Origin of the sequence: Novosphingobium soli, from assembly GCF_042432915.1 — a bacterium.
GTDB lineage: Bacteria > Pseudomonadota > Alphaproteobacteria > Sphingomonadales > Sphingomonadaceae > Novosphingobium > Novosphingobium soli.
Genome location: NZ_JBHLWK010000039.1, coordinates 1 through 13,494 on the forward strand (window position 1 = coordinate 1; position 13,494 = coordinate 13,494).

At 71.0% G+C, this 13,494-nt stretch carries 11 protein-coding genes; 7 read left to right on the forward strand and 4 right to left on the reverse strand.

The genetic code is table 11. From position 1 onward, the window contains the following. Positions 1-321: 321 nt before the first annotated feature. The 3 genes from ACFFJC_RS20580 to hflK all read right to left on the reverse strand — a co-directional run bounded on the left by ACFFJC_RS20580 (position 322) and on the right by hflK (position 4,004). Positions 322-1,857, reverse strand: coding sequence for a Do family serine endopeptidase (locus ACFFJC_RS20580; protein WP_379489220.1), 1,536 nt, complete (start codon positions 1,855-1,857; stop codon positions 322-324). Positions 1,858-2,010: 153 nt separating this feature from the next. Further along, on the reverse strand, positions 2,011-2,853 hold the full coding sequence (gene hflC / locus ACFFJC_RS20585) for a protease modulator HflC (protein ID WP_379489191.1): 843 nt from the start codon (positions 2,851-2,853) through the stop codon (positions 2,011-2,013). Next, positions 2,853-4,004: a protease modulator HflK gene (hflK, locus tag ACFFJC_RS20590; protein ID WP_379489221.1), complete on the reverse strand. Its 1,152-nt coding sequence runs from the start codon at positions 4,002-4,004 to the stop codon at positions 2,853-2,855. Before hflK ends, hflC begins: the two co-directional genes overlap by 1 nt. 196 nt (positions 4,005-4,200) lie before the next feature. Between hflK and ACFFJC_RS20595 the strand changes: the two genes are divergently transcribed. From ACFFJC_RS20595 to ACFFJC_RS20610, 4 genes are all read left to right on the forward strand, one after another. Then, complete coding sequence (locus tag ACFFJC_RS20595; RefSeq protein WP_379489192.1) at positions 4,201-5,232, forward strand: P-loop NTPase; 1,032 nt, start codon at positions 4,201-4,203, stop codon at positions 5,230-5,232. After that, positions 5,232-7,487, forward strand: a complete 2,256-nt coding sequence (locus ACFFJC_RS20600) for a molybdopterin cofactor-binding domain-containing protein (protein ID WP_379489193.1) — start codon at positions 5,232-5,234, stop codon at positions 7,485-7,487. The genes ACFFJC_RS20595 and ACFFJC_RS20600 overlap by 1 nt, the downstream gene beginning before the upstream one ends. Beyond that, a complete protein-coding gene (hemH, locus tag ACFFJC_RS20605) occupies positions 7,487-8,521 on the forward strand; it encodes a ferrochelatase (RefSeq protein WP_379489194.1) in 1,035 nt (344 codons plus the stop codon). The genes ACFFJC_RS20600 and hemH overlap by 1 nt, the downstream gene beginning before the upstream one ends. A gap of 97 nt (positions 8,522-8,618) precedes the next feature. Beyond that, positions 8,619-9,578 (forward strand): MarR family transcriptional regulator, encoded by a 960-nt coding sequence (locus ACFFJC_RS20610; protein WP_379489222.1) that lies wholly within the window; start codon positions 8,619-8,621, stop codon positions 9,576-9,578. Between the two features lie 177 nt (positions 9,579-9,755). On the opposite strand, the gene ACFFJC_RS20615 is transcribed toward ACFFJC_RS20610, so the two are convergent. Then, positions 9,756-11,174 (reverse strand): methyltransferase domain-containing protein, encoded by a 1,419-nt coding sequence (locus tag ACFFJC_RS20615; protein ID WP_379489195.1) that lies wholly within the window; start codon positions 11,172-11,174, stop codon positions 9,756-9,758. Positions 11,175-11,257: 83 nt separating this feature from the next. Here ACFFJC_RS20615 and ACFFJC_RS20620 point away from each other — a divergent pair, with 83 nt between their 5' ends. The 3 genes from ACFFJC_RS20620 to ACFFJC_RS20630 all read left to right on the forward strand — a co-directional run bounded on the left by ACFFJC_RS20620 (position 11,258) and on the right by ACFFJC_RS20630 (position 13,440). Continuing rightward, on the forward strand, positions 11,258-12,190 hold the full coding sequence (locus ACFFJC_RS20620; RefSeq protein WP_379489196.1) for an FHA domain-containing protein: 933 nt from the start codon (positions 11,258-11,260) through the stop codon (positions 12,188-12,190). 335 nt (positions 12,191-12,525) lie between these two features. After that, entirely contained in the window at positions 12,526-12,876 is a 351-nt protein-coding gene (locus ACFFJC_RS20625; RefSeq protein ID WP_379489197.1) for a hypothetical protein, read from the forward strand. 210 nt (positions 12,877-13,086) lie between these two features. Beyond that, on the forward strand, positions 13,087-13,440 hold the full coding sequence (locus ACFFJC_RS20630; RefSeq protein ID WP_379489198.1) for a nucleotidyltransferase family protein: 354 nt from the start codon (positions 13,087-13,089) through the stop codon (positions 13,438-13,440). Positions 13,441-13,494: the final 54 nt, after the last annotated feature.

The window sequence follows — 13,494 nt, forward strand, 5'->3', positions numbered from 1 at the left end:
ATCCCCCTTACGATTCACTCAAACAAGATCACGCTCTAAGGGGCTGGGACCCGCTCAGTCTGGGCGGATGAAGAGCGTCGCGACCCCTGTCAGGCTCCTGCAGTCCTGCCGCTGGCACGCGTCGTCCCTCGCTGCTCCGCAGCGTTGGGGCGGTGGCGGAGTGTGCTGACCGCTCCGCCGCCCTTTTTCCTTGAAAACAAGGAGGATCTTCGCGCGCCATCGGCCTCGATGCGCACAAAAGAACGCCCGCCGGATCGTTCCGGCGGGCGCTTGTGCTTGCGGTGTCCGGCCCAGGCCCTCGAAGGGCCCGAGCGGGGCGGATCAGCGCATGCGGACGGGCATGAAGACCGCCTGCTGCCCGCGCGGCTGGACGCGCAGGAGGATGGCCGTGCGGCCTTCCGCCTTCGCGGCGGTCACCGCGGCCGCGAGCTCCGCCTGCGTCGCGACCGGGCGGCCGTTCGCCTGGAGGATCAGGAAGCCGCGCTGAAAGCCCTTCTGGCCGGCGTCCGAATTCGGATCGACCGCGACCACGACGAGGCCCTTGGTGCCGTCCGCGGCGCCCAGCTGGCGCGCGATCTGGGAGGTGAGCGGGATCACCGACATGCCGAGCGACTTCTCGACCACGCCCTGTTCCTGCTGCCCCGGCGGGCTGTTGAAGGAGTCGCCCTCCTGCTCGGCGTTGGGGTCGAAGGACTGCTGCAGTTCCTCCTCCGTCGGCCGCTTGGCGACGGTGGCGTTGAGCGTCATCCGGCGTCCGTTGCGGATCACCTCGATCGGGATGCGGCTGCCCGGGGCGATGTTGGCGACGATGAACGACAGGTTCTGTTCGCGGGTGACTTCCTTGCCGTCGACCTTCACCACCACGTCGCCCGCCTGCATGCCGGCCCGGGCGGCGGCACCGTCGGGCTCCACGGCTTGGATGAACTCGCCCTTGTTGTGCTCGATGCCCAGCGAATCCGCCAGATCCTCGTTGATCTGCTGGATCCGCACGCCCAGGTAGCCGCGCTCGATCGCCTGGCCCTTCATCAGCTTCTGGACGATCGGGGCGGCGGTTTCCGCCGGGATCGCGAAGCCGATGCCGACGCTGCCGCCGGTGGGGGAGAAGATCGCGTTGTTGATGCCGATCACCTGGCCCTTCATGTCGAACATCGGGCCGCCGGAGTTGCCCCGGTTGATCGAGGCGTCGGTCTGCAGGTAGCGGTCGTAGGCGCCGCCCGCGCCGGTGTTGCGGTACACCGCCGAGATGATGCCCGAGGTCACCGTGCCGCCCAGACCGAAGGGGTTGCCGATCGCGACCACCCAGTCACCCACGCGGGCACTGCGCGAATCGCCGAAGTTCACGAAGGGCAGGGGCTTTGACGCCTGGATCTTCAGCACCGCCAGGTCAGAGGCGGCATCCTTGCCGATCAGCTTGGCCGGATACTCGGTCCCGTCCGGCATGGTCACGGTGATCGATTCCACCTGCCCCTTGCCGTCGGCGGTGATGACGTGGTTGTTGGTGACGACGAAGCCGTCCGCCGAGACGATGAAGCCGGAGCCGAGCGACTGCGCCTCGCGCGTCTGCGGGCCGCCGCCGCCCCCGGGGCCGCCGAACAGCCCTTCGAACGGCGTGCCGGCGAAGGGATTGCCGCCCGTTGCGACCTGGACGCGCTGACGGGTCGAGATGTTGACCACCGCAGGGGCGAGCTGTTCGGTCAGGTCGGCGAAGCTGGCCGGCGCGCCGGAGCGCGGGACCATCTTCGACATCTGGCTGGCTTCGTTCTGGGCCACCTGCGCGCCGGCGGGATAGCCGGTGACGAGCGTTGCGGTGGCGCCTCCCAGCAGGAGCGCGGTGGTCAGTCCATAAGCGTATCGCACGGGCTTCACGTCCTTTGATTCCTCCGATTCGACGGTGTCGTGGCACCAATCAGTCAACCCCGGGGCCGATTGAAGCCCGGCGAGCTTAACGGGATTTGAATGCCGCGGGCATCGGCGATTCTCCGGGTCCCGCCCTGCAACGGGCGAGGCGCCTTACGGCTCCCGGAAGTGGTTCAGATAGGCATTGTTGGGCGAAAGCAGGATGGTCTTGCCGCCCTGCTGGTCCTTGGCGAACGACACCTGGTAGCTCTGCATGGCACGGTAGAAGTCGTAGAATGCCGCGTCCTTGCCGAAGCTGGCGGCATAGATCCCGGCGGCGCGGGCCTCGGCCTCGGCGCGGATGATCTGCGCGTCGCGCAGCCCCTGCGCGGAGATCGTCTTCGCTTCCTCCTGGCGGCCCGCCTCCATGCGCACGAAGGCCGCGGCGAGCGCGCCTTCGGGCAGGTCGGCACGCTTGATCCTGACGTCGATCACTTGCGCGCCATACTCGCGCGCCTCGCGGTCGAGACCGTCGCGGATGTTCTCCATGGCCTTGCCACGCTCGGCCGTCAGCAGCGACTGGAAGGTGCGCTTGCCGAGCTCCTGGCGCACGACCGAGGACAGGATCGGCTCCAGCTGCTGGGTGACGCGCTCGGTCGTGCCGGCGCTGCGGACCATGCGCACCGGGTCGATGATGCGGTAGCGGGCGTAGGCATCGACGTTGAGGCGCTGCTGGTCGGTGGAGAGGACCTGCTGCTGCTGCATGTCGACCGACAGGAGCCGCTTGTCGATGCGGATCACCTGCTCGACCAGCGGGATGCGGAAGTGGATGCCCGCGTCCGTCTGCCCGTAGTCGGCCTTGGCCGAGAACGTGTTGTAGACGCGCACCGGCCGGCCCGCCTGGACCACCACCGCCTGCTCGTCCTCGGGCACGACGATGACGCTCAGCAGCAGCGCGACGATGATGAGGCCGGCGGCGATCCACGCGGCCTTGTAGTCCTGCCAGACGCTGCCCATCACTGGGCTCCCCGCGGGCTGGGCGCCGCCACCGTCGCGTCGGGAGCCGGCGCGGCCTTGCGCTTGAACTCGGACAGCGGCAGGTACGAGGTCACGCCCGGGGCCTCGGCCACGACGGTGTCGTTGTCGCGCAGCACGCGCTCCATGGTCTCGTAGTACATGCGGCGCTTGGTCACCTCGGGTGCGAGCTTGTATTCCTCGTAGACCTTGTCGAACGCGCTGGCGTCGCCCTGCGCGCGCGCGATCACCTGCTGCGCCCAGGCCCGCGCCTCGGAACGGTCGCGCTCGGCCTCCTGCTGGGCGACGTTGACCTGGTCGAACGCGCTCTTGGTCTTCGACGGCGGGTCGGCCTTCTTGATCTCGACGCCCTGCACGGTCACCCCGGCGCGGTAGAAGTCGAGGATCTTCTGCATCCGTTCGCGCACGTCCTGCTCCACCTTGGCGCGGCCGGCGCCGGAGAGGGCATCGTTGAGCGAGACTTGCGCGATCGAGGCGCGCATCGCCGCCTCGGCCACTTCGCGCACGGTCTCCTTCGGGTCGGACAGGCGGAAGGTATAGTTCTTCAGGTCCTTGATGTTCCAGCGCACGAGGTAGCTGAGATCGACCAGCCCCTTGTCGCTGGTGAGCATCAGCTTCTCGCCGTCGTTGTCGGGGATCATGTCGACCGAGAACGAGCGGACATCGGCCACCTGCACGTGCTCGATCGGCCAGGGCAGGGTGAGGCTGACGCCGGAATCGATGGTGCGCGAATACTGGCCGAGGGTGGTGACGACGGCCTGCTCCTTGGGGCCCAAGACATGGACGCTCGACAGGGCGAGCAGGCCCACCACCACGACGCCGATGCCGAGCGGGAGCCACGAGCGGCCGTCGGGCCGGCGCGGCAGGTTGGGAAAGCCGTTGCCCCGCCCGGAACCGCCGCCGCCGCCGGGGCGGCGCTGGTCGCGGTTGCGGAAGATGTCCTCGATCCCTGCGGAGCGGCGCGGCGGCGTGTCGCCGCTGGGGAGCCACGGGTTGCGCGGGCCCCGCCGCTCTCCGCCGCGGGCCTCGGGCGCGTCGCCGGCGGCCGGCTCACCGTCCGGGGCCGGGCCATCGCCCTTCCCGTCGCCACCATCGTCACGGCCGCCGCCCCAGGGGCTGTTGCGGCCGGCCATGGTCGAGATGCGGCCGTCTTCTCCCTGTCCGCCGCTGCGCGTGTCTGCACCACCGATAGCTGTCATGCGGCTATCTATAGGAACACCGCCGCCAAATAACAGTGCCTCTCTTGCCCTTTTTCCTCGGCTGCGCCACCTGAGCGGCGCGGACGGAGAGCGGCTCGGCGCCGCTTGAGCACCTTCGCAGACCGGAGACATGATGACGATCGGTGGTGCTGGAACGGGCGATGGCGATGGCGCCGGCGATGGCGGCGAGGGCCTGAAGGCGCTGCTGCCGCAGGAGGCCGCGCAGCGCGTCCAGTCACTGCGCCTGGTCGAGGGCACGGCGACGCTGGTGCTCGACGCGAGCGGCCTGCCCCCCGCCGGCCGGGCCGCGATGGAGGCGGGCGTGCGCACCGCCCTGCAGGGCGCGCCCGGCGTGGTGCAGGTGCGCGTCGCGATGATGGCGGATAAGGCCCTCGACACCGGAGCGCCCAAGGGCCCGCGCATCGTCGCGGTCGGTTCGGGCAAGGGCGGCGTGGGCAAGTCGACGCTCGCCGCGAACCTCGCCGTCGCGCTGGCCCGCGCCGGGCGCCGCGTGGGGTTGGTAGACGCCGACATCCACGGCCCCTCGCAGGCGCGCCTCCTCGGCACCGAGGGCCGCCGCGCCACCGCGCACGAGGGCAAGCTGGTCCCGGTCGAGAGCCGCTGGGGCGTGCCGGCGCTGTCGATGGCGCATTTCTCGCAGACCGGGCAGGCGATCGCCTGGCGCGGGCCGAAGATCTCGGGCGCGCTGCTCCAGCTGGTCGACGCGCATTGGGACGGGGCCGAGGTCCTGGTGGTCGACCTGCCGCCCGGCACCGGCGACGTGCAGCTCACGATGCTGCAGCGCTGCCCGCCGGCCGGCGCCGTGATCGTCTCCACCCCGCAGGACCTGGCGCTGCTGGATGCCGCACGCGCGGTCGAGCTGTTCGCCCAGAGCAAGGTCCCGGTGATTGGCCTGGTCGAGAACATGGCCGGGTACGTCTGCCCGCATTGCGGGGAGCGCAGCGATCCCTTCGGGGCGGGGGGCGCCGAGGCGGCGGCGCGGGACATGGGCCTGCCCTTCCTCGGCCGCATCCCGCTCGACATTGCGATCCGTCGGGAAGGCGACGCCGGAACGCCCACCGCGGCGGGGGACGGGCCGCAGGCGGCGGCGTTCGCCGAGCTGGCGCGACAGGTGGGCCGCTGGCTGGACGAGCATCCCTGATGGCCGTGACCCGCCGCGGCGTGCTCGTGGCGGCGCTCGCCGGGGGCGGGCTCGCGCTGGGATACGCGATCGGCCCGCGCCGCTATCCCCTGCCGCTGGCGCCGCGCGAGGGTGAAGCCGCCTTCGACGCCTGGATCCGGATCGGCCGCGAGGGCGTGGTTACCGTGGCGGTGCCGCAAGTGGAGATGGGGCAGGGCGTGACCACGCTGATCCCGCAAGTGGTGGCGCATGAGCTGGGCGCCGACTGGCGCCGCGTGGCGGTCGAGCCCGCGCCCGTCAGCGCCCGCTACGCCAATGTCGCGCTCGCCGCCCGCTGGGCCCCGCTGTGGTTCCCGCTCGCACCCGGGCTGGCGGACGAGCCCGACGACCTGATCGCCCGCCGCTGGGCCGAGGACCACCTGTTCAACGCCACCGCCGACGGCACCGCGCTGGCGGCCTTCGAGGGGGCGGCGCGCGCCGCCGCCGCCTGCGCCCGCGCGATGCTGGCGCAAGCCGCGGCCGCGCGCTGGGGCGTGGCCTGGGAGGAATGCGCGGTGGAGCAGGGCTTCGTGGTGCACGAAGGCCGCCGCCTGTCCTTCGGCGCGCTGGCTGAGGAGGCCGCCACTTTCGCGCCGCCGGCGACCCCGCCGCTGCGCCCGGAGCCCGCGACCGAGCGCCCCGCCGAGTTTCCGCCCGGTGCGCCGCTGCGCCACCCGCGCCTCGACCTGCCGTCCAAGGCCGCGGGCGCCTTCACCTTCGCCGGCGACGTGCGCCTGCCCGACATGGTGTTCGCCGCCATCCGCCACGCGCCGCTGGGCGCGAGCACCTCGCTTTCGGACCTGGACGAGGCGACGGCCAAGGGCCTGCGCGGCTTCCTGCAGGTGGTGCGAGGCCCCGGCTGGGTCGCCGCCGTCGCGACCGACACCTGGACCGCGGAGAACGCGCTCGGCCGCATGGCCCCCCGCTTCAAGGTGGCCGCCGGCGTGGACTCGATGACGGTCGATGCCGCGATGGACGCGGCGATGCGCGCGGGCGCGGCCCATGCACTGCACGAGCAGGGGGATCGCGCGCTGGTGCGCGGTGGCCTCCCCGTGCAGATCCGCTACGAGGTGGCGCCCGCGCTCCACGCCACCGTCGAGACCGGCGCCGCCGCCGCCTGGCTGCACGATGGGCGCCTGGAGCTCTGGGCAGGGACGCAGGCGCCCGAGGCGACGCGGGAGGCGGCGGCGCGGGCTGTGGGGCTCGATGTGCGCGACGTGGTGCTCTACCCGGTCGGCATCGGCGGCAGTTTCGACCGGCGGCTCGAGTCCGGCCCCGCGGTCGAGGCGGCGACCATTGCCAAGGCGGTGGACCGGCCGGTCCAGCTCTGCTGGGCCCGGCGTGAGGAGTTCCGCGCCGGCCTGCCGCGCCCGCCGGTGGTCGCCGTCATGGCCGCGCGCCCGGACCGCGCCGGCGGCATCGCCGCATGGCGGGCCCGGATCGCCGTGCCCCCCACCGCGCGCGAGTTCGGCCGTCGACTGTTCGGGGGCGAGGCGCCGTTCCAAGCGAGCGCCGCGGTGGCGGGAGAGGCAGACCCGATGGCGCTGGACGGCGCCCTGCCGCCTTACGCGATCGCCAACCTCGCGATCGACCACGTGCCGGCCACCGTGGGCCTTCCCACCGCGCGCCTGCGCGGCAATGCGCACGGCTGGACCGCCTTCTTCAACGAGAGCTTCGTGGACGAACTGGCGCACCGCGCCGGTCGCGAGCCGCTGTCCTACCGCATGGCGATGCTGGGGCGCGACCCGCGGCTGGCCGAATGCCTGCAGCGCGTGGCAGCGCTGGCGCAGTGGGGCGGCGGCGACGCGAGCGGCCAGGGGATCGCCTGCCACCGCATCGGCGAGGGCCGCATCGCGGTGGTGGCCAGCGCCCGCCGGGGCGCGGAAGGGGCGCGCGTCGACCGCCTGAGCGCGGTGGTCGACATCGGTCGCATCGTCAACCTCGACATCGCGCGGCAGCAGGTGGAGGGCGGGCTCGTCTTCGGCCTGGGCCTCGCGCTCGGCTGCAGCGTGCGCTACGAGGGGGGGCGCCCGGACGGCGAACGGCTGGCGGGGCTGGCGCTGCCGACGCTGGAGGACTGCCCGGATATCGACGTCGAGTTCGTCGAGAGCGCGGCGGAGCCGGCCGATCCCGGTGAACTCGGCGTCGCCGCGGTGGCACCGGCGCTCGCCAATGCGTTGTACTCCGCGACCGGGCTGCGCCTGCGCCGCCTGCCTTTCTTCGCCGAGGAACTGTGATGCCCGATCCCGCAAGCCCGCACCACGCGCCCTCCAACCATCCGCCGGTCGCGACGGGCGGCCTCGGGGTGCTCCTGGTCAATCTCGGCACGCCCGACGCCGCGACGCCCCCGGCCGTCCGTCGCTACCTGGCCGAGTTCCTCTCCGACCCGCGCGTGGTCGAGATCCCGGCGATCGCCTGGAAGCCGATCCTGCACGGCATCGTCCTGCGCACCCGGCCGGCCAAGTCCGCGCATGCCTATGCGCAGGTCTGGACCGAGGGCGGCTCGCCGCTGGCGGCGATCACCGGGGCGCAGGCCCGGGCGCTGCAGGCCCGGCTCGGCGCGGCGGTTACGGTCGACTGGGCCATGCGCTACGGCAATCCCTCTATCCCGGCGAAGCTGCAGGCGATGAAGGACGAGGGGTGTGATCGCGTGCTGGTCGCCCCGCTCTATCCGCAGTACTCGGGCGCCACGACCGCCTCGGTCATGGACCGGCTGGGCGATGCGCTGCGCACCATGCGCTGGCAGCCCGCGATCCGCACCCTCCCGCCCTATCACGACGATCCGGCCTATATCGCGGCGCTGGCGCAGGACATCTGCGCCCAGGTGGCGGTTCTGGACTTCGTGCCCGAAGTGCTGCTGCTCTCCTACCACGGCATGCCCGAGCGCACCCTGCAGCTGGGCGATCCGTACCACTGCCAATGCCGCAAGACCTCGCGGTTGCTGGCCGAGCGGCTGCGCGACGGGCTGCCGCGGCTGCGGATCGAGACGAGCTTCCAGTCGCGCTTCGGGCGGGCGCGCTGGCTCGAGCCTGCGACCGAAACCGTGCTGGCGAACGAGGCCCGCGCCGGCGTTCGGCGTATCGCCATCGCTGCGCCCGGCTTTTCCGCGGACTGCGTGGAGACGCTGGAGGAGCTGGCCATCCGCGGCCGCGAGGTGTTCGAGGCCGCCGGCGGCGAGCGGCTGGGCGTGCTCGCCTGCCTCAACGACCGCTCTGCCGGGATGGAGATGCTGGAGACGCTGGTGCGGCGCGAACTATCCGGTTGGCTGTGAGGGTTGCACCAATTTAACCCCGCCGGCGATCCTCCTTGCTCTACCCTCCCGAAGTCAGGTCCGGAACCGCATCCGGAGGAAGGCGAGGGTGGACACGATGCACGACGACCAGCCCGCCGGGGCGGATTTCGCCTATCCCGCGGCAGGGGCTTCCGCGGGTGAGCGCAGCGCCGCGCTCGCGATCTACGCGGACCGGCCGCATGTGCTCTCCGCCCTGCGCAGCGACGTGGAGGCAAGCGGCGCGCTGGTCGTCGCGATCGGCACCCTGGCCGATCTGGTGGCCGGGGAAGGGCTGCTCGGCGACGTCGTCCTGGTCGATTGCCCGTGCCTGGACGGGGCCGTGCTGGCGGCGCTCGCCCGGCTGGACATGCGGGCGGCGCGGGGCGGGACGCGGCTGATCGTCTCCACCACGGTGCAGGCGCTGGACGATGTCTTCGCCTGCATGGACCAGTCGAACCCGGTCCTGCTGGTCGATCCCAACCGGGCGGAACGGGTGATCGCGCTGGGGCAGGTCCTGGCCGGCTTCCCGGCCGCGCGCCTGCGCGAACTGTCGGAGGACGACCGGCTCATGCTGCTGCGGCTGACCGAGCAGGTGGGGCGGATCGCGGGGCGGATCGAGCGGCTCGACGCGCGCGGCTTCTCCGCCGTCCCGGCCGCGCCGGCGGAGCCGCGGCCGGCGCATGCCCCACCCCCGCTGGCGGCCGACGGGCTGCCCGATCCGCGGCTGTTGCGCAGGATCATCCGCCAGCGCCAGCTGCGCGCGCGCTTTCTCGGCAGCGACCTCTTCGCCGATCCGGCCTGGGACATGATGCTGGACCTGGCCGCCGCGCGTGCGGAGGGCAAGCGCGTGTCGGTGACCTCGCTGTGCATCGCGGCCGGCGTCCCGCCCACCACCGCGCTGCGCTGGATCGGCCAGCTGGTGGACTCGGGCATCTTCGTGCGGATGGACGATCCCGCGGACAAGCGCCGGGCGTTCATCGCGCTCAGCGACACGGCGGCCGCGGCGATGGCCTCGTATTTCGCGGAGATCGCGCTCGGCGCACCGGCCCCGGTCTAAGGCGCGGCGCAGGCCCCGGATCGGGAGGTGGAGGGGGCATGGTCCGCTGGATATGCCATCGCGGCTCTGTGCCACAGGATGGCTGACTCCCTGATGGCAGGGCCACTCCGGCAAGCCCTTAGGAGCGCGCTAAGGTGGCCTTAAGGTGGCCTTAGCGTGCAGCGCGCGCGGGTGTCCTCATGCCGAGAGCAATCCCGCCCGGGCGAGCTGGCGCAGCGCCGCGTCGACGTCGATCGGCGCCGCAAGCCCGCAAGCCTGCCATTCGCGCGCCAGTTCCGCCCTGTCCCGGCTCCCGTCGAGCAGCGAGAGGAACCAGCGCGGCCCTTCCTCGCTGATCGCGATGGCGCGGTGATCCAGGGTGAAGAGCCGGGTCTCCCCCGCCGCTATCATGGCCCGGAGCAGGGGGTTGGCCAGGGGTCGCTCCCCCGGCTCCAGCACGCCGGGGAAGGGCAGCGAGTGCAGCTCGACGATGCCGCGGTCGACCAGCCGCAGGATCGCCTCGCCATGCGCCGCGGACCCCGCGAAGCGCGCCAGCGGAAGGCGCGCGGGCGCGTGGACGACGAGCTGTTCCAGGAAGTCGGCCAGCTCGTCGTCGCCCACCTCGAACTCGGACTCGCCCATCGTGAACGCGCTGCGGCCCACGCGCTTGATGCCGGACGGCACGCCCGCCAGCAGCGAGCCCACGATCCTCCAGTCCGGCACGCGCAGCGGCTGGCGGCCCGGCCGCACGAACAGCGACTGGTGGAAGAAGCACAAGTCCCGGTGATCGGCCAGCTGGGCGCGGCGCACCAGCGCCCGGTCGTCCAGCGGCTCTCCCGGCAGGCCGTGGAACAGGCCGCCCGGCTGCGACTCCCCCAGGTAAGCCAGGTTATGCGCCCCGGCCTCCGCCACCACCTGCTGCAGCGACTTGGGATCGTAGACCGTCCCCAGCTCGTCGTGGAACAGCGTGTGGACGTCCTTGTCGGCGATCAGCCGCGCCGTCTTGCGCAGCGCCGCCTGGGCGAGGCTGTCGTCCTCCCGTGGCCGGCCGTAGTCGTCGAGGATCACCAGGGCGTGCCGGATCCGCTCCTCGGCGTCGGCGATGCCGCCCAGCTCGGCCAGCAGCATGTCGCGCACCGCCATCCGCAGGTAGCCGCCGGGCAGCGCGTTGTAGCTGAGATAGGCCACGCCCTCGGGCGCCAGCACCCGGTCGATCAGCCGCAGCGTGGCCTGCTGCACCGCCGGTGGCACCCAGGCGTAGAGGCCATGCGCGATGACGTAGTCGAACTCTCCCGCGAAGCTCTCGGCGGCGCAGACCACGTCGGCCACCTCGATGCGCGCATTGGCGAGCCCGGAGGCCTGCGCCAGCGCCTGCCCCCGGGCGATCGCGGTGGGGGCGAGGTCGATGTTGACGAAGCGCGCCTCGGGAAAGGCGGCGGCCATGGCCAGCACGTTGAGCCCGTCGCCCCCGGCGATCTCCAGCACGCGGGCACGGCGCGGATCGGCGGCGTCGAGGCCATGCAGCCGCGCCATGGCGGCGAGATGTTCGGGGTGCGTGGTCCGGTAAAGTGCAGAGGGATACTGCACGTCGTCATACGCCGTGGCCGTGCGTTCCAAGTTCCCGTCTCCCCCCGACTGGCCGTACTCTTGCGAAGCGGCCTTGATGCTATAGTAACGACGCCCCAGGACTCGGAGGGAAAATGGCCGTTATTCTTGCCCTGTGCAACCGCCATGGGCAGCCTGCCCAGCCGGCCCCCCTCCGGATCGAGCGCGGCGAGGTCGTCATCGGCCGCGGCGCGGGCGCGCACCTCCTGATCGCCGAGCCCACCGTGTCGCGCCGCCACTGCACCGTCAGCGGCGACGGCCTGGACTGGCGGATCGTCGATGCCAGCAGCGGCGGCACCTTCGTTAACGGGCAGCGCATCGCCGGGGCGCAGGCGCTGCGCCACGGCGACGTGATCCGCGTGGGCGAGAGCGAGGTCGCGGTCGCGCTGGAGCAGGCGCAAGGCCTGTCCGGGCCCGCGCCCGGGGCATCGCCGCGCGACGGATGGGGAAGGCTCAAGCCCGCGTCCACGCAGATCCCCGGAGACTGGACCGCACCGGGCACGCCGCCCGCACCGGCCGCCGCGCCCGGCGATCCGGATGCCGCCGGGGCGCTGCTGCGCGCGCTGGGGCTTTCGCGCGGGCAGGTGGCGGCCCCCGATGCGCAAGTCGCGGCCACGGCGGGCGCGGTGCTGCAAGCCGCCCTTGCCGGCCTGCTGCGGCTGGCGCAGGACCGTCGCAAGGCCCGCGCCGACCTCGGCACCGCAGCCGGCCCGGCCGCGCCGGCGCTGCCCGGGTCTGCGGAGGAACTCCTGCTGGCGCTGCTGTCTGCCCCGCCGGCCGATGCGACGGCGCAGGTCTCCGCGCTGTGCGCCGAACTCGATGCCCACCAGCGCGCGGTGCTGGGCGCGATGCAGGCCGGCCTGCACCATGCCCTCGACCAGTTCTCCCCCGCCTCGATCAAGAACAAGGCGCGCGGGGACGCAGAGGCCTGGAAGGTCTACGAACGCGCGTTCGAGGACCGGGACGGCTTCGTCGAGATCTTCGCGCAGGCCCTCTCGACCCGATATGCCGAGGCCGTCGGGACCTGACGGGTCCAGCGGGCCCGCCCGCGGCACGCTGCTGGTCGGTGATCGCGAGCGCTACGATGGGGGCCGAAGGCGGAAGAGCGACCCGCGCTTGCCGCTGATGCCGAGCCTGCCGAAACATGTCAGCCTCGCGCCCCCTCTCGGGGCCTTCGACAAGCTCAGGCTGAGCGGTGTGGGGAGGTCTGATGGAGGGGGAGGGCGGTCACTTCAGGAGCCGCCGCGCTACGCCTGCTTTGCGCCCCATTTAAGCCGTTCAGCCGAGCGTTCGAGGCTTGCGGGAACAGATCAGAGTACATATCCTCCGGCATTCAGAGTTTCCGAACAGGATTGGTGATCGAATGGCCAGCTTCAAGCGAGCGTTCTTTACGTGCGGTGATCCTGGCTATAACCTTACAATCGACCTTCTGATCCGCGATAATCGCAAGCGTTTCGCTGACCTTCCTACGGCGGGTTGGTGGGGGAGACTTGGCACACAGGACATTTGGCCGTTTGTCATCGCGAAAGATGGTCAGTGCGATTTCGGGCAGGATTCAGACAACCCGATCACCTACAAGCAGCGGTATGGAGAATTCGATCTGAACGACCGTTTGCTGGTTACAGGCGAGACGTTCCTGTTCACGTACCAGGATGAACGATATGAGTTCGTTCTCCAAAAGCTCGTAGATGTGCTCGATAAGATCACCGATTGATCTACGTGCGATTAGATAACGAATGGGTTTGCCGGATCACGAGTGGTCGGCCTTGCCCAGTAACTCACCGCTTTGCGACAATCAGGCCATTTCGTCCTGCATCTGATTTCCGGCGTTTCCGTTCTCGTCCGACGCCTTACGCTGCTTTCATGGACGACATGGCCTCATGCGTTTCTTCCATACTTCGCATGACCCCTACCGCTGGGAGTTATGGATGTAGTCGCTGCGCTAGGCTTGCCGGAGTGTTGGATCGGCGCTGAATTTATCAAAAACGCGGTTTGGGTTCACCTCCACCAGCGATCAATCAGACCGATCCGCGGCGATGTTGACGTAATTTGTTATGATCCGCACCGTGCTGATGCGCCTGCGACAGAGAGCTTGAGGCGCGGTTGCACGCGTGGGAGCCATTCATCAAATAGTCGGTCAAACACCAAGCTCGGACACATGTCCGCGATGGTGACGCACCGAACAATTCTGCAGCTTGCCCTCATTTTGTGTCCCACGCCACGCTTCCGTCAGGATAAGCGAGCAACCTACGGGGAGTGGATACGCTCGAGATCATGATGCGATGCCTGGCCGCATCTTACTCGGATCGAGGACTAATGACTCCATTGGCGA